The following is a 15,564-nucleotide window of genomic DNA, read 5'->3' as shown; positions in this document are numbered from 1 at the left end:
GCGTCGTAGGTTCACCAACCATGAGTGCTGGGGATCTGACCGGACGGCGGGCGCTGGTGACGGGCGCGGCCAGCGGGATCGGGCGGGCGTGTGCGGCGCGGCTCGTGGCGGCGGGGGCGAAGGTCGTGGCCGCCGACCGGGACGCGGACGCCCTCGCCGCGATCGACCTGGACGTCGAGCCGGTGGTCGTCGACCTCGCCGACCTCGACGCCGTCGACCGGCTCGACCTGGCCGTCGACATCGTGGTCAACAATGCGGGACTGCAGCACGTCGCACCGATCGAGGAGTTCCCGCCGGAGCGGTTCTCCTACCTGCTGCGCGTGATGCTGGAGGCCCCGTTCCGCCTGGTGCGTGGCGCGCTGCCGCACATGTACGCCCGTGGGTGGGGCCGGGTCGTGACGATCTCCAGCGTGCACGGGCTGGTCGCGTCGCCGTACAAGTCGGCGTACGTGGCGGCCAAGCACGGCGTCGAGGGCCTGTCGAAGGTGATCGCGATGGAGGGCGCCGCGCACGGCGTCACCTCGAACTGCGTCAACCCGGCCTACGTGCGCACCCCACTGGTGACGAACCAGATCGCCGCGCAGGCCCGCAACCTCGGCATCCCGGAGGAACGGGTCATCGAGGAGGTCATGCTCGAACCGGCGGCGGTGCGCAGGCTCATCGAGCCGGAGGAGGTCGCCGAGCTGGTCGCCTACCTGTGCTCGGACGCGGCGTCGGCCATCACGGGTGCGTCGATGAAGATCGACGGAGGATGGACCGCGCACTGAGTGCTATGGCGGAAACGAACACAACCCGCCAGCAGCTTGTGGAAGGTTGAGCCATGTTGCGCCGACCGGAGCAGTCTCTAGGGTTCTGCGGGTGACGGACGCCACACCGATGTTGCGTACTCGTGGACTCAGCAGAGAGTTCAGCGGGTTTGTCGCCGTGAACGGCGTCGACCTGGATGTCGCCGCGGGGACCGTGCACGCGCTCGTCGGACCCAACGGCGCGGGCAAGACCACCCTGTTCAACCTGCTCACCGGCTTCCTCAAGCCGACGGGCGGCCGGATCGAGCTGGCCGGCGAGGACGTCACCGGGCTGCGACCGGAGCGGATCGCGCAGCGCGGGGTCGCGAGGTCGTTCCAGATCACCAGCCTGTTCGAGGAGCTGACCCTCGTCGAGCACGTCGAGCTGGCACTGCAGGGCCGCGACGGCAGCGGCTACCGCTTCTGGCGCTCGGACCGGTCGCTGCGGCGCTACCGCTCCGAGACCGACGACCTGCTGGCCGAGGTCGGGCTGACCGAGCACGCGTACAAACCGGCTGGCAGCCTCGCGTACGGCCAGAAACGGGCGCTCGAGCTGGCGCTGGCGCTCGCGTTGTCGCCTCGGCTGCTGCTGCTCGACGAGCCGACCGCGGGCATGGGCGTCGAGGACGTCGCGCGCACCGTCGAGCTGATCCGGCGGGTGCGCGCGGACCGCACGGTCGTGTTGGTGGAGCACAACATGAAGGTCGTCGGCGACCTCACCGACCGGGTCACGGTGCTCCAGTTCGGGAAGGTCCTGGCCGAAGGGCCGTACGAGGAGGTCCGCAACGACCCCCGCGTCATCACCGCGTACCTGGGGGAGACGGTGTGAGCGAAGCGAACGATCGAACAGTACTCAGGATCGAGAACGTCACCGCCTCCTACGGCGAGGCCCAGGTCCTGCAGGGTGTCTCGCTCGACGTCGGCGCGGGCGAGGTGGTCACGCTCGTGGGCCGCAACGGTGCGGGCAAGACCACGTTGCTGCGCTGCCTCATGGGACTGCACCGGCCGGCGTCCGGCCGCGTCGAGCTGGACGGGCGGGACATCACGAAGCTGCCGCCGCACAAGCGGTGCAAGCTCGGCCTCGGCTACGTACCCGACGACCGCGGGATCTACTCGACTCTCACCGTCGAGGAGAACCTGACGCTGCCGCCGCGGACCGGCCCGGACGCGTGGTCGCTGCGGCAGGTCTACGACGCGTTCCCCGTGCTCGCCGAACGCAGGAAGCAGGCGGGCACCCACCTGTCCGGCGGTGAGCAGCAGATGCTGTCCGTCGCGCGGGTGCTGCGCATGGGTGCGCGCCTGCTGCTCGCAGACGAGCCGACGGAAGGGCTCGCACCGCTGCTGGTGCGGCAGATCGGCGAGATCATCCGCACGGTCAAGGAACACGGCGTCACCGTGCTGCTGATCGAGCAGAACATCCACTTCGCGGCCACCGTGGCCGACCGGCACCACCTCATCGCGCAGGGCCGCGTCGTCGAGTCGCTCGACAACGCGGAGGTGGCGCGGCGCGAGCACGAGCTGCTCGAGTACCTCGGCATCTAGGTAAGGGAGAAAGTCAATGGCGACCAGGCTCAAGGCGACGGTGGCGGTTGCCGCGGCCGGCGCGCTCATCGCCGGCTGCGGCGGTGGCCCGCAGAGCGGCGGCGGCAAGATCAGCGGGGACGCGATCAAGCTCGGCGTCATCACCGACCTGTCCGGTGTCTACTCCGAGCTCGCAGGCGAGCACGCGGTCGAGGCGGTGCGGATGGCGGTCGACGACTTCAAGGCCCGGCACACCGACGACGCGGTGACCCAGAACATCGAGGTCACGCAGGCCGACCACCAGAACAAACCGGAGATCGCGAACACCGCCGCACGGGAGATGTACGACCGCGACGGCGTCGACGCGATCTTCGACGTGCCGACGTCGTCGGCCGCGCTCGCGATCGCCACGGTCGCCGAGCAGCAGAAGAAGATGTACTTCAACATCGGCGCCGCCACCACCGAGCTGACCGGCGCGCAGTGCAACCCCTACACGTACCACTACGCCTACGACACCTACATGCTGGCGCACGGCACCGGCACCACGGTGACCGAGCAGGGCGCGAAGAACTGGTACATCATCTACCCGGACTACGCGTTCGGGCAGGACATGAACAAGAGCTTCACCGAGGCCGTCGAGAGCGCGGGCGGCACGGTCGGAGTCGCGGACCCGACGCCGTTCCCCAACGACAACTTCTCGACGTTCATGACGAAGGCGCCCAACCTCAACCCGAAGCCGGACGTGCTCGGCGCCATGCAGGCCGGTGGCGACCTCGTCAACGTCGTCAAGCAGTACAACGAGTTCGGGCTCAAGGAGAAGGGTGTCGGGCTCGCGGTCGGCCTGATGTTCGACACCGACATCGCGTCGATCGGCGTCGAGTCGCTGGCGGGCACGCTGTACACGACCGCCTGGTTCTGGAACATGGACGCCAAGAGCCGCGAGTGGGCCGACAAGTTCAAGGAGCGCACCGGCAGCAGGCCGACGTTCGACCACGCGGCCAACTACTCGGCGGCCACGCAGTACCTGGAGGCCGTGCAGCGGGCGGGCACCGACGACGCCGACGCGGCCCGTGCGGAACTGGACGGCAACGAGTTCGACGACTTCTTCGCCCGCAACGCCAAGATCCGCGCCGAGGACCACCGTGTCGTGCACGACTCCTACCTCGTGAAGGTGAAGGAGCCGGACCAGGTCAAGGAGGACTACGACTTCACCGAGCTGGTCGAGACGATCCCGGCCGACGAGGCGTTCCGGGAACCGACCGGCTGCGACATGGGCTAGGAGTCCAAGGTGGAACTGGTCCAGCAGCTGTTCAACGGCCTGGTCAGCGGAAGCTTCTACGCGTTGCTCGCGCTCGGGCTCTCGGTGATCTTCGGCATGCTCGGCGTGGTCAACTTCGCCCACGGCGCGTTCTACATGCTCGGCGCGGTCGGCGCGTTCGTGCTGCTGGACACCGTCGGCCTGTCGTGGTGGTTCGCCCTGATCGTGGTGCCGGTGGTGCTCGGGCTCGTCGGGATGGTCGTCGAACGGCTGCTGGTCGCGCGCCTCGTGCGGCTCGACCCGCTGTACAACTTCCTGCTCACGTTCGGCATCGCGCTGATCCTGCAGGACGTGGTGCGGCTGCGGTACGGGGTGCAGTCGCAGCCGTACTCGCGGCCGGAGCTGCTGGACGGGAGCGTGAACCTCGGGTTGTTCGACTACCCGAAGTACCAGGTGTTCGTGCTCGTGTTCTCGATCGTGGTGTCGGTGGCGGTGTGGCTGGTGCTGACGAAGACCCGGATCGGCGTGATCGTGCGGGCCTCGACCGAGCGACCGGAGCTGACCATGGCACTCGGCATCGACGTGCGCCGCTGGGTGACGCCGGTGTTCGGCTTCGGTATCGCGCTGGCCGGGCTCGCCGGGGTGCTGGCCGCGCCGATGCGCGCGGTGAACTCGAGCATGGGCGCCGACCTGATCATCGTGATCTTCGCGGTGGTGGTGATCGGCGGCCTCGGCTCGGTGTTCGGGTCGGTGGCCGCCGGCTACCTCGTCGGGATGCTGTCCGCGGTCGGGAACCTCTACATCCCGGCGTTCTCGCAGAGCCTGGTGTTCGTGCTCATGGCGCTGGTGCTGCTGTTGCGGCCCGCGGGCCTGTTCGGTCGTGAGGAAGGCGTGCGCGCATGATCATCTCCAGGCTGGTCGCCGGGCGGTCGCCGTTGGTGCGCCTCGTCCTTCTCGTGGTCGGGCTGGTGCTGGCGTTCGGGCTGCCGTGGGTCGTCTACCCGCCGGTGGCGCTGGACATCGCGGCGTGGGCGCTGTTCGCGGTGGCGCTGGACCTGCTGCTCGGGTACACGGGCCTGCTGTCGTTCGGCCACGCCGCGTTCTGGGGTTCGTCGGCGTACGCGACCGGCATCATCGCGGTGGAGACCGGCCTGCCGTTCTACGTCGCGGTGCTCGGTGGCGCGGTGGTGGCGGCACTGATCGCGGTGCCGATCGCCATGCTTTCCGTGCGGCGCACCGGGATCTACTTCGCGATGGTGACGCTGGCGTTCGCGCAGCTCATCTATTTCGTCGCGAACCAGTGGCGCTCGGTCACCGGTGGCGAGAACGGTCTGCAGGGAATCCCGCGCGAGGCGTTCGGGTGGGACCTGTCCGACTCGTTCTACTTCTACTATGCGGCACTGCCGCTGCTGCTGGTGGGGCTGTTCATCGCCTGGCGGGTGGTGTACTCCCCGTTCGGCCGGGTCATGGTGGCGATCCGGGAGAACCCGGCCCGTGCCCGTGCGCTCGGGTACCCGGTGAACCGGTACAAGGTGCAGGTGTTCGTGATCTCCGCGTTCCTGGCCGGCCTCGCGGGCGGTGTGTACGCGATCGGGCACGGGTTCGCGTCGCTGCAGGAGGTGTACTGGACGACGTCGGGCAAGGTCGTCGTGATGAACATCCTCGGCGGCATGGGCACGTTGTGGGGGCCGGTCCTCGGCGCGGGCATCATCGTGGTGCTGGAGGACTACCTCGCGACAGCGGGCATCGACGCGATCGGCGTGGTCACGGGCGCCATCTTCGTGGTGACCGTGCTGGTGTTCCGCCGGGGCATCTGGGGCACGGCCCGGCACCTGCTCCGCCCCCGCAACCGGCAACGACCGCCGGATCCGGACGCGGACGACCCATCGGATCAGAAGGCCAAGGCGACAGCTCCGTAGCCCGGGTGCCCTGAAAGACGCTTTCGGGACGTTGAGCGTCCCGAAAGCGCCTTTCGAGGCATCACTACTCGGGCGGTCGCGGGTCGGATCTCCGGCGGGCGGCGAACGCCTGTTCCAGCATCAGGCCGCTGACGATCAGCAGCGGGACCAAGGCGCCGATGCTCAGCGTCATGTCCAGCTTGATCACCGACAGTATCTGCTCGCTCAGCAGCGACGGCAGCACCAGCAGCAGGACGGCGTAGACCACCGGCAGCGCGGCCAAGGTGGCGTACAGGCGGAACGTGCCAGCCGACTCAGGCTCTTCTCTCATCCGAAACCCCCCGATTCCGGCTCCCAGTCTACGGCACCGGCTGGCGGCGGACGATGAGTCGCTGCAGTGCGATGAACGCGAGCAGCAGCACGCCTATCACGATCTTCGTCCACCACGAGGACAGGGTTCCCTCGAACGAGATCAGTGTCTGTACCGTGCCCAGCACCAGCACGCCGAACACCGAGCCCACCACATACCCGACACCACCCGCCAGGAGCGTGCCGCCCACGACCACGGCCGCGATGGCATCCAGCTCCATGCCCACGGCGTGCAGGCTGTAGCCGGACAGCATGTAGAAGCTGAACAGCAGCCCGCCCAGCGCGGAGCAGAAGCCGCTGATCACGTACACGCCGATCTTGACCCGTCCGGTGCGCAGGCCCATGAGCGTTGCCGACGACTCGCTGCCGCCGACCGCGTACACGGTACGGCCGAACCGGGTCAGGTGCAGCACGTACGCGGCCACCGCCACGACCACCATTGCGATCACGACCGCGTAGGTGATCGCCACGCCGCCGGGCAGCTCGATCGAGCCGGTAGCGATGTCGCGGAAGGTGTTCTCCTTGATGGAGATCGACTCGACGCTGATCACGAAGCACAGGCCGCGTGCCAGGAACATCCCGGCCAGGGTCGCGATGAACGGTTGCACGCCGTACCGGTGGACCATCACGCCCATGCCGAACCCGAGTGCGGACCCGGTGGCGAGCACGGCGATCACCACGAACCACGCAGGCCACCCCGCCTGCAGCCCCGCGGCCGCGATCATGGTGGACAGTGCGACGACCGACCCGACGGACAGGTCGATGCCGCCGGTGAGGATGACGAACGTCATCCCCACGGCCACGACGATGAGGTGCGCGTTGTCGATGAACAGGTTCGCGACCACCTGACCGGACGCGAAACCGTCGTACCGTACCGACCCGGCGCCGAAGGTCACCACGAACACCACGAACGTCGCGATCACCGGCAGGAACCGGGACGGCACCCGGGTGGTGCGCGGGGTCCTCGTCTTCTCCTTGGGCGGGGCCAGTGGGGGAGCGGTCATCAGGCACCTGCCTTCTGCGGTACGGGAACGCGGCGCCTGCCGGTGAGCCGGGGCGCCTGCAGCAGGCACACCACGATCACGACCGCAGCCTTGAACACGAGCGTCGTCTCCGGTGGTACCCCGATCGTGTACACCGTGGTGGTCAGCGTCTGGATCACGAGCGCGCCGACGAGCGTGCCGGTCAGCGAGTACCGGCCGCCCGCGAGCGACGTGCCGCCGATGACGACGGCGAGGATCGCGTCCATCTCGATCCACAGCCCCGCGTTGTTGGCGTCGGCCGCGTTCACGTTCGAAGCGATCATCAGCCCGGCCACGCCCGCGCACAGCGCGGAGAACACGTAGACGGTCCAGATGATCGTGCGGGCGCGGACCCCGGCCAGCCTGCTGGCCTGCGGGTTCACGCCGACCGCCTCGATCAGCATGCCCAGCGCGGTCCGCCTGGTCAGCAGCGCCACCCCGGCGAGTGCGGCCAGGCTGATGAGGATCGCGATCGGCAGTACCAGGAAACCGGCGCCGACCTTCCCGAACAGGTCGTTGTTCACGGTGACGATCTGACCCTCGGTCATGAGCATCGCCATGCCGCGGCCCGCGGTCATCAGCACCAGCGTCGCGATGATGGGCTGGATGCCGAGCACGGAGACGAGGAAACCGTTCCACAGCCCGAGAACCGCGCACAGTCCCAGCGCCAGCGCCATGCCGCCGACCGCGTCGCCGGTGGCCGCGATGTGGGTGCACGTCACCGCGCCCGCGATGGCCGCGACCGCGCCGACGGACAGGTCGATGCCGCGCGTCGCGATCACCAGCGTCATGCCGAGCGCGATCAGCAACGTCGGCGCGCCGTTGCGGAGGATGTCGACGAGGCTGCCGAACAGGTGCCCGTCCTGGATCCGCAGCGCGAAGAACGACGGCGTGACCGCCAGGTTCAGCAACAGCAGCGCCACCAGCGCGAGCAGTGGCCACAACAGACGGTTGCGCTTCACGACGGCACCTTCTCGGCCTCGCCCGCGATCAGGGCCACCACGTCGTCGACGGTGACGTCGGCGCCGGACACCTCCGCGATCTTGCGCCGGTCGCGCAGCACGACCACGCGGTCGGACACGCGGACCACCTCCTCCAGCTCCGCGGAGATGAACACCACCGTCATGCCATCGGCCGCGAGGTCGGCCACCACCTTCTGGATCTGTGCCTTCGCGCCGACGTCGATGCCGCGGGTCGGCTCGTCGAGGATCAGCAGCTTCGGCCGAGTCACCAGCCACCGCGCCAGCAGCACCTTCTGCTGATTGCCGCCGGAGAGGGTGCCGACCACCGCGTCCGCGTTCGCCGGCCGGATGTCCAGTGCCTCGACGTACTTCGCGACCAGCTCGTCCGCGGTCCGGCGGGACACCTGCCGCACCCACCCGCGCGCAGCCTGCATCGCGAGGATGAGGTTGTCCCGCACGGTCAGGTCCGCGACCAGCCCCTCGGCCTTGCGGTCCTCGGAGGTGAACGCGATGCCGTGGGCGATCGCCGACCTCGGGTTCCGCAGGCGCAGCGGCCTGCCGTTGAAGTACACGTGACCCGAGTCGGCCCGGTCGGCGCCGAACAGCAGCCGCGCCAGCTCGGTGCGACCCGAACCCAGCAGCCCGGCCACACCGACCACCTCACCGGGGTGCAGCTCCAGGTCGAACGGCGCGATCGCCCCCCTGCGGCCCAGGTTCTCGGCCCGCAGCAACGGCTCGGCGGACGGGGCGCGCCGCTCGCCGCGCTTTCCCACCTCGTCGAGCACGGTCAGGTCACGGCCGATCATGGCCCGTACCAGCTCCAGCCTGCCGACCTCGGCGGTCGCGTACTCGCCGACGACCTTCCCGTTTCGCAGCACGGTCAGCCGGTCCGCGATCTCGTAGACCTGGTCGAGGAAGTGCGAAACGAACAGGATCGCCACGCCCTCGTCCCGTAGCACCCGCACGATCCGGAACAGCTCCGCGACCTCACCGGCGTCCAGGCTCGACGTCGGCTCGTCGAGGATCAGCACCCGCGCGTCCACGGCGACCGCGCGGGCGATCGCCACGAGCTGCTGCACCGCGATCGGGTGCGAGCCGAGCGCGGAGCCAGGGTCGATGTGCAGACCGATGCGGGACAACAGCTCGGCGGCGCGTGCGCGCATGGCACGGCCGTCGATCGCACCGAACCTGCGCGGTTCGCGGCCGAGCAGAATGTTCTCCGCGACCGATAGGTTCGCGCACAGGTTCACCTCCTGGTACACGGTGCTGATGCCGGCGTCCTGCGCCGCCGCGGGCCCGTGGAACCACACCGGCACGCCGGCGAGACGGATCTCGCCGGCGTCGGTGGCGTGCACCCCCGTGAGCGCCTTGATGAGCGTCGACTTCCCGGCCCCGTTCTCGCCGAGGAGCGCGTGCACCTCGCCGGGCAGCAGCCGGAAGTCGACGCCGTCGAGGGCCTTCACGCCGGGAAAGGTGACGGTGATGCCCTGCAGTTCAACCAGTGGATCCATGACCGTGACCGTCAGTACTTGCGGTCCGGCAGCGCGGCCTTGGCCTGCTCCTGCGTGAACGTCGTCTCCTCGGTGACCACGCGTTCCGGCACCTCCTCGCCCGCGACGACCTTCTTCGCCAGGTCCATCAGCTGCGGTCCGAGCAGCGGGTTGCACTCGACGATGAAGTTGATCTCGCCGTTCGCGAGCGCGGTCATGCCGTCCTTCACCGCGTCCACCGTGATGATCTTGACGTCGACGCCGGGCTTCTTGCCCGCCGCCTTGATCGCCTCGATGGCGCCGAGGCCCATGTCGTCGTTGTGGGCGTACACGACGTCGATGTCCGGCTGGGACTTCAGGAACGCCTCCATGACCTGCTTGCCGCCCGACCGCGTGAAGTCGCCGGTCTGCGAGGCCACGACCTTGATCTCCGGGTTGGACCTGATCTCGGCCTCGAAGCCCTCCTTGCGGTCGATGGCGGGCGCCGCGCCGGTCGTGCCCTGCAACTCGACCACGTTCACCGGGCCGTCGGTGTTCTCCACCAGCCACTTCCCGGCCTTCTTGCCCTCCTCGACGAAGTCCGACCCGAGGAAGGTCTCGTAGAGCGACGTGTCGTCCGAGTCGATGGCGCGGTCGGTCAGGATCACCGGGATCTTGGCGCGCTGCGCCTCGAGCAGAATCGTGTCCCATCCGGTCTCCACCACCGGGCTGAACGCGATCACGTCCACCTTCTGCTGGATGTAGGACCGGATCGCCTTGATCTGGTTCTCCTGCTTCTGCTGCGCGTCGGAGAACTTCAACTCGATCCCGGCCGACTTCGCCGACTCCTGGATCGACTTCGTGTTCGCCGTCCGCCAGCCGCTTTCCGCGCCGACCTGGGCGAACCCCATGGTGATCGTGCCATCGGAACCGTTGCCCGCACCGCCGCCGCTGCCGTCACCACATGCGGTCACCGCCGCCAGCAGGACCGCGGCGAGGGCGGTCGTGATCGTCTTGCGCACTGCACTTCCTCCGTTGGACCGTGCGTGACCGGTGTCACTGGGCCACAAGAGTGAACGCTCACAGTGCGGACGTCAAGAAGCTGATGCCAAGAAGTTGTTTTTGTTGACGACCTGCCTGAACGCGTTCTATGTTAACGCTCACTTCGGGCGCTTGCGACCCGAACAGGCAACACTCGTTCGACGCGTCAACGCCGACCTCGAAGGACTCCCCATGCGGGCTCTCCTCGTACTCGCCGTGCTCGCGGCGGGTCTCTTCGCACCACCACCACCGGCAGCGGCCGCGGAGCGATACGCGGGCTACGTGTTCTTCTACTTCACGGGGGAGGGCACCGCGGCGGGCGAGCAGGTGTACCTCGCCGCCAGCCGCGGCAACGACCCACTTGGATGGGACGAGCTGAACGGCGGCAGGCCCGTGCTCACGTCCGCCCTCGGCGACAAGGGCGTGCGCGACCCGTTCATCATCCGCTCGCCGGAGGGCGACCGCTTCTACCTGCTGGCCACCGACCTTCGCATCCACGGCAACGGCGACTGGGACGGCGCCCAACGCTTCGGCAGCAAGCACATCGAGGTCTGGGAGTCGACCGACCTCGTGCACTGGTCGGAGCAGCGGCACGTGCGGGTCTCACCGGACACCGCGGGCAACACGTGGGCGCCAGAGGCGTTCTGGGACCGCACCATCGACGCCTACGTCGTGTTCTGGGCGTCCAAGCTCTATGCGGCCGACGACCAGGGCCACACCGGTGACACGTACAACCGGATGCTGTACGCCACCACGAAGGACTTCCGCACGTTCTCGGAGCCGAAGGTGTGGGTCGACCCCGGGCACTCGGTGATCGACTCCACGGTCATCGAGCACCGCGGCCGGTACTACCGCTTCACCAAGGACGAACGCGGCGCGGGCCCGGACGCGCCGTGCGGCAAGTTCGTCGTCGCCGAACGGGCGAAGAAGCTCCGCGACACGACCTACGACTTCGTGGCCGACTGCATCGGCGCTGGCGACATCAGCCGGGGTGAGGGCCCGACGGTCTTCAAGTCCAACACCGAGAACCGCTGGTACCTGTTCATCGACGAGTTCGGCGGCCGCGGCTACGTGCCGTTCACGTCCACCGACCTCGCCTCCGGCGACTGGCAGCCCGCCACCGGCTACGAGCTGCCCGCACGGCCCCGGCACGGCACGGTCCTGCCCGTGACGCGGTCCGAGCTGGACGGTGTGCGCGCGGCCTACCCCTGATCCCCACCGCATCCCACCGCGAGGGAGCAACCCATCATGCGCAGAACCCGGCCGCTGCTGGCGGCCGTACTGGCCACGTCCATGATCGTCGCCCTGCCCGGTGCCGGGCAGGCGGCCGAGACCGACTACCGCGTCACCGTCGACACGTCCGCGACCGGCCCCGAGATCTCCGACCACATGTACGGCATCTTCTTCGAGGACATCAACCGTGCCGCCGACGGTGGGTTGTACGCCGAGCTGGTGCAGAACCGGTCGTTCGAGTACGACCCCGCCGACAACGCCGCCTACACGCCGCTCACGGGGTGGGCGCCGCGCAGCGGCGACCCGCGGGTCGTGGACGACGACGGCCGCCTCAACGAGCGGAACCGGCGATACCTGAGGCTGGCGCTGCCGGGCGGGATCATCAACGCGGGCTACAACTCCGGCATCCGGGTCGAGAAGGGCAAGAAGTACGACTTCTCCGTCTGGGCTCGCACCGACCAGGCGACCACGCCGCTCACCGTGTCGCTCACCGACCCGGCGGGCGCCGCGCTCGCCGACCCGCTGCGGCTCACCGTCCGCGGCGCGACCTGGACCAGGTACAGCGGCACCTTCACCGCACGCACGGCGAGCATCACCGGCAGGCTGCTCGTGTCCGGTGCGGGAGCGGGCACCCTCGCGCTCGACATGGTGTCGCTGTTCCCGCGTGACACCTACAAGAACCGGCCCAACGGCATGCGCCGCGACCTGGCCGAGAAGATCGCCGCGCTGAACCCCGGCTTCGTCCGGTTCCCCGGCGGCTGCCTCGTCAACACCGGCAGCCACCACGGCTACGAGGCGCCGGACTGGGAGCGCCGCCGCTCCTACCAGTGGAAGGACACCATCGGGCCGGTCGAGGAACGCGCCACCAACGCGAACTTCTGGGGCTACAACCAGTCCTACGGCCTCGGCTACTACGAGTACTTCCAGTTCGCCGAGGACGTCGGCGCGATGGCGCTGCCGGTCGTGCCCGCGCTTGTCACCGGCTGCGGCCAGAACCAGGCCACCGACGATCCAGCCCTGCTGGCCAGGCACATCCAGGACACGCTCGACCTGATCGAGTTCGCCAACGGGCCCGCCGACTCGGAGTGGGGCGCCGTGCGGGCACGGATGGGCCACCCGGAACCGTTCGGGCTCACCCACCTCGCGGTCGGCAACGAGGAGAACCTGCCCGACCAGTTCTTCTCCCGGTTCACCCGGTTCCGCGACGCGATCGAGGCGGAGTACCCGGACATCACGGTGATCGGCAACTCCGGCCCGGACGACACCGGCGGCACGTTCGACCGCCTGTGGCAGCTCAACAGGGACGCCGGTGTCGCGATGGTCGACGAGCACTACTACAACAGCCCGACCTGGTTCCTGCAGAACAACGAGCGCTACGACAGCTACGACCGGCAGGGCCCGAAGGTGTTCCTCGGCGAGTACGCCTCGCAGGACAACCGGTTCTACAACGCGTTGTCCGAGGCGGCGTACATGACCGGCCTGGAACGCAACGCCGACGTCGTGCGGCTCGCCTCCTACGCGCCGCTGTTGGCCAACGAGGACTACGTGCAGTGGCGACCGGACATGATCTGGTTCAACAACCACGCGTCGTGGGGCTCGGCGAGCTACGAGGCGCAGCGGCTGTTCATGAACAACGTCGGCGACCAGGTGGTGCCCAGCACCGCGACCGGCACGCCGTCGCAGGAGGACCGGCCGATCACCGGCGCGGTCGGACTGTCCACGTGGGGCACCGCCGCGTCCTACGACGACGTCCGCGTGACCTCGGCCGACGGCACCGAACTGTTCGCCGACGACTTCTCCGGCACCGACGCGAACTGGACCAACATCGCCGGGCGCGGCACGTGGGCGGTGACCGGCGGCGCGTACGCCCAGTCCGACACCGCGGCCGAGAACACCATGGTGATGGCGGGTGACCCGGCGTGGCAGGACTACGACGTGTCCGTCAAGGCCACCAAGCAGTCCGGCCGCGAGGGCTTCCTCGTCGGCTTCGGCGTCAGGGACACGGACAACTACTACTGGTGGAACCTCGGTGGCTGGGACAACACCCAGTCGGCCGTGGAGAAGGCCGAGGGTGGCGGCAAGTCGACACTGATCAGCGACGGCACCACCGTCGAGACCGGACGGACCTACGACCTGCGGGTCTCGGTCCGCGGCCGGACGGTGTCGCTGTTCCTCGACGGCCAGAAGTGGGGCGAGTTCACCGACAGCCAGCAGGTCGAGCCGTTCCGCCAGGTCGTCACCCGCGACGCCCGCACCGGTGAGCTGATCGTCAAGGTCGTCAACGCGCAGGCGGACGCGGCCCGCACGACCGTCGACCTGAAGGGCGCGAACGTCGAGCGCAGCGCCAGGGTGACCGTGTTGCGGGGCGACCCCGACGACGTGAACACCCAGTACACGACCCCGATCGCACCACATGAGACGCGGATGAACGTGGCGAGCACGTTCACGCACACGTTCCCGCCGTACTCGGTGACGTTCCTTCGCATCAAGGTCAGGAGCAGCTGATGGGCATCGACAGGAGAACCCTGTTCAAGGCCGGTGGCGTGGTGGCGGCGGTGAGCGCGCTGCCCACCGCGGCACCGGGGGTGGCGGCCGCGGCTCCGGCGGCATCGCCGCTCACCACCCGAAACCCGCTGGTCGAGCAACGCGCCGACCCGTTCGTCACCCCACCCGACTCCGGTGACTCCAGCGGCATGTACTACCTGACCGGGTCGGTGCCGGAGTACGACCGGGTGGTCGTGCGCGGCGCGTCGACGATCGACGGGCTCGCGACCGCCCGCGAACGCACGATCTGGCGCCGGCCCGCCTCCGGCCCGATGGCCGGGTACATCTGGGCGCCGGAGCTGCACCGCATCGGCGACCGCTGGTACGTCTACTTCGCGGCCGGCGACGGCGACGACCCGTTCCGCATCCGGACCTACGTGCTCGAGTCGGGCAACGCCGACCCGCGTGCGTCGGGCTGGCTGCCGCCGAAGCGGATGGTGACCGGCTGGGAGTCGTTCACGCTCGACGCCACCACCTTCTCCCACCGCGGCAAGCGGTACTTCCTGTGGGCGCAGAGCGAACCGGGCATCGCGACCAACAGCAACCTCTACATCGCGGAGATGGCGTCGCCGACCGAACTCGCGACCGCGCCGGTGCGGATCGCCGTGCCCACGCTGAGCTGGGAGACCCAGGGCTTCCGCGTCAACGAGGGCGCGGCCGTGCTGATCCGCAACGGGCGGGTGTTCGTCACGTTCTCGGCGTCCGCGACCGACGCGCGGTACTGCATGGGCCTGCTGACCGCCGACGAGAACGCGAACCTGCTCGACGCGCGGTCGTGGACCAAGTCGCCGGACCCGGTCTTCGTGACCAACGCGGAGACGGGGCAGTTCGGCCCCGGCCACAACTCGTTCACCACGCAGGGCGAGGACGACGTGCTCGTCTACCACGCACGCGACTACCGCGACATCGACGGCGACCCGCTGTTCGACCCGAACCGGCACGCGCGGGTGCAGAAGCTGTACTGGAACGCCGATGGCACGCCCGCGTTCGGCGTCCCGGTCGGCAAGGGCGGGACGGTGGTGCGGCTGTCACCGCTCGACGCGCGGCACCTGGTGGTCCGGCACGCCGGGTTCCGGCTGCGGGCCGACGGGAACGTGCGCGAGGTGGCCGACTCGTGGTTCCGGTTCAACCCCGGCCACCTGGGCACCGGCACGGTGTCGGTGCAGTCGGTCAACTTCCCGGACCGGTACGTGACGGCGGGTGACGGGGTGCTGCGGATCGAGCCGTACGCCGACACGGACGACTACGGCCGCGCGACAAGCTACGTGAAGGTCCCCGGTCTGGCCGACCGTTCGGGTGTGTCGCTGCGGTCGCTCGCCGACCCCGGCGCGTACGTGTCGCACGACAACGGGCGGCTGGTGGTGGCCCGGCCGGGCAGGGGACGCGCCGAACGAGCGCGTGCGACGTTCCTCGTCCGGTGATGGTGGGACACTGTGGCCAGCACAGGACGACTGAGGTGAGG

Annotated in this window: 14 protein-coding genes; 9 read left to right on the top strand and 5 right to left on the bottom strand. The window is 69.1% G+C overall.

Features of this window, described 5'->3' with window-relative positions; genetic code table 11:
- Positions 1 to 20 precede the first annotated feature (20 nt).
- The 6 genes from ACFPCV_RS02785 to ACFPCV_RS02760 all read left to right on the top strand — a co-directional run bounded on the left by ACFPCV_RS02785 (position 21) and on the right by ACFPCV_RS02760 (position 5,483).
- Positions 21 to 767 (top strand): 3-hydroxybutyrate dehydrogenase, encoded by a 747-nt coding sequence (locus ACFPCV_RS02785; RefSeq protein ID WP_378054103.1) that lies wholly within the window; start codon positions 21 to 23, stop codon positions 765 to 767.
- Between the two features lie 157 nt (positions 768 to 924).
- Complete coding sequence (locus tag ACFPCV_RS02780) at positions 925 to 1,614, top strand: ABC transporter ATP-binding protein (RefSeq protein ID WP_465251549.1); 690 nt, start codon at positions 925 to 927, stop codon at positions 1,612 to 1,614.
- Positions 1,611 to 2,327 (top strand): ABC transporter ATP-binding protein, encoded by a 717-nt coding sequence (locus tag ACFPCV_RS02775; protein WP_378054101.1) that lies wholly within the window; start codon positions 1,611 to 1,613, stop codon positions 2,325 to 2,327. Before ACFPCV_RS02780 ends, ACFPCV_RS02775 begins: the two co-directional genes overlap by 4 nt.
- 16 nt (positions 2,328 to 2,343) lie before the next feature.
- The gene (locus ACFPCV_RS02770; protein WP_378054099.1) at positions 2,344 to 3,585 is read left to right on the top strand and encodes an ABC transporter substrate-binding protein; all 1,242 of its coding nucleotides are present in this window, start codon (positions 2,344 to 2,346) and stop codon (positions 3,583 to 3,585) included.
- 9 nt (positions 3,586 to 3,594) lie between these two features.
- Positions 3,595 to 4,467, top strand: a complete 873-nt coding sequence (locus ACFPCV_RS02765) for a branched-chain amino acid ABC transporter permease (RefSeq protein ID WP_378054097.1) — start codon at positions 3,595 to 3,597, stop codon at positions 4,465 to 4,467.
- On the top strand, positions 4,464 to 5,483 hold the full coding sequence (locus ACFPCV_RS02760) for a branched-chain amino acid ABC transporter permease (protein ID WP_378054095.1): 1,020 nt from the start codon (positions 4,464 to 4,466) through the stop codon (positions 5,481 to 5,483). The genes ACFPCV_RS02765 and ACFPCV_RS02760 overlap by 4 nt, the downstream gene beginning before the upstream one ends.
- Positions 5,484 to 5,547: 64 nt before the next feature.
- Here the strand turns inward: ACFPCV_RS02760 and ACFPCV_RS02755 are convergent, their stop codons facing one another.
- Genes ACFPCV_RS02755 through ACFPCV_RS02735 form a run of 5 tightly spaced genes read right to left on the bottom strand, consistent with a single transcriptional unit; the run spans position 5,548 to position 10,306 of the window.
- Positions 5,548 to 5,793 (bottom strand): hypothetical protein, encoded by a 246-nt coding sequence (locus ACFPCV_RS02755; RefSeq protein ID WP_378054093.1) that lies wholly within the window; start codon positions 5,791 to 5,793, stop codon positions 5,548 to 5,550.
- A gap of 28 nt (positions 5,794 to 5,821) precedes the next feature.
- Positions 5,822 to 6,835 (bottom strand): galactofuranose ABC transporter, permease protein YjfF, encoded by a 1,014-nt coding sequence (gene yjfF, locus ACFPCV_RS02750; protein ID WP_378054091.1) that lies wholly within the window; start codon positions 6,833 to 6,835, stop codon positions 5,822 to 5,824.
- Positions 6,835 to 7,815: an ABC transporter permease gene (locus tag ACFPCV_RS02745; RefSeq protein WP_378054089.1), complete on the bottom strand. Its 981-nt coding sequence runs from the start codon at positions 7,813 to 7,815 to the stop codon at positions 6,835 to 6,837. Before ACFPCV_RS02745 ends, yjfF begins: the two co-directional genes overlap by 1 nt.
- Positions 7,812 to 9,326 carry a sugar ABC transporter ATP-binding protein gene (locus ACFPCV_RS02740; RefSeq protein WP_378054087.1) on the bottom strand — a complete coding sequence of 505 codons (1,515 nt, stop codon included), beginning with the start codon at positions 9,324 to 9,326 and terminating at the stop codon, positions 7,812 to 7,814. The genes ACFPCV_RS02745 and ACFPCV_RS02740 overlap by 4 nt, the downstream gene beginning before the upstream one ends.
- An 11-nt stretch (positions 9,327 to 9,337) precedes the next feature.
- Positions 9,338 to 10,306: an ABC transporter substrate-binding protein gene (locus tag ACFPCV_RS02735; RefSeq protein ID WP_378054085.1), complete on the bottom strand. Its 969-nt coding sequence runs from the start codon at positions 10,304 to 10,306 to the stop codon at positions 9,338 to 9,340.
- Positions 10,307 to 10,517: 211 nt separating this feature from the next.
- Here ACFPCV_RS02735 and ACFPCV_RS02730 point away from each other — a divergent pair, with 211 nt between their 5' ends.
- The 3 genes from ACFPCV_RS02730 to ACFPCV_RS02720 are packed head-to-tail and all read left to right on the top strand — an operon-like array spanning position 10,518 to position 15,523.
- Entirely contained in the window at positions 10,518 to 11,537 is a 1,020-nt protein-coding gene (locus ACFPCV_RS02730; RefSeq protein WP_378054083.1) for a glycoside hydrolase family 43 protein, read from the top strand.
- 36 nt (positions 11,538 to 11,573) lie between these two features.
- Complete coding sequence (locus ACFPCV_RS02725; protein WP_378054081.1) at positions 11,574 to 14,063, top strand: alpha-L-arabinofuranosidase C-terminal domain-containing protein; 2,490 nt, start codon at positions 11,574 to 11,576, stop codon at positions 14,061 to 14,063.
- On the top strand, positions 14,063 to 15,523 hold the full coding sequence (locus ACFPCV_RS02720; protein WP_378054079.1) for a family 43 glycosylhydrolase: 1,461 nt from the start codon (positions 14,063 to 14,065) through the stop codon (positions 15,521 to 15,523). The genes ACFPCV_RS02725 and ACFPCV_RS02720 overlap by 1 nt, the downstream gene beginning before the upstream one ends.
- The last annotated feature ends 41 nt before the right edge of the window (positions 15,524 to 15,564 follow it).

It is taken from the genome of Actinophytocola glycyrrhizae (genome assembly GCF_042653545.1).
GTDB classification, from domain to species: Bacteria; Actinomycetota; Actinomycetes; order Mycobacteriales; family Pseudonocardiaceae; genus Actinophytocola; species Actinophytocola glycyrrhizae.
Note: the sequence above shows the minus strand (reverse complement) of the source record. Positions and strands in the feature narration are given on the sequence as shown.

Excerpts from the sequence above, each read along its gene's own strand:
- ACFPCV_RS02760 (WP_378054095.1), top strand. The coding sequence starts at position 4,464 with ATGATCATCTCCAGGCTGGTCGCCGGGCGGTCGCCGTTGGTGCGCCTC.
- ACFPCV_RS02740 (WP_378054087.1), bottom strand. The coding sequence starts at position 9,326 with ATGGATCCACTGGTTGAACTGCAGGGCATCACCGTCACCTTTCCCGGC.
- ACFPCV_RS02755 (WP_378054093.1), bottom strand. The coding sequence starts at position 5,793 with ATGAGAGAAGAGCCTGAGTCGGCTGGCACGTTCCGCCTGTACGCCACC.
- ACFPCV_RS02720 (WP_378054079.1), top strand. The coding sequence starts at position 14,063 with ATGGGCATCGACAGGAGAACCCTGTTCAAGGCCGGTGGCGTGGTGGCG.
- ACFPCV_RS02785 (WP_378054103.1), top strand. The coding sequence starts at position 21 with ATGAGTGCTGGGGATCTGACCGGACGGCGGGCGCTGGTGACGGGCGCG.
- yjfF (WP_378054091.1), bottom strand. The coding sequence starts at position 6,835 with ATGACCGCTCCCCCACTGGCCCCGCCCAAGGAGAAGACGAGGACCCCG.
- ACFPCV_RS02730 (WP_378054083.1), top strand. The coding sequence starts at position 10,518 with ATGCGGGCTCTCCTCGTACTCGCCGTGCTCGCGGCGGGTCTCTTCGCA.
- ACFPCV_RS02725 (WP_378054081.1), top strand. The coding sequence starts at position 11,574 with ATGCGCAGAACCCGGCCGCTGCTGGCGGCCGTACTGGCCACGTCCATG.
- ACFPCV_RS02770 (WP_378054099.1), top strand. The coding sequence starts at position 2,344 with ATGGCGACCAGGCTCAAGGCGACGGTGGCGGTTGCCGCGGCCGGCGCG.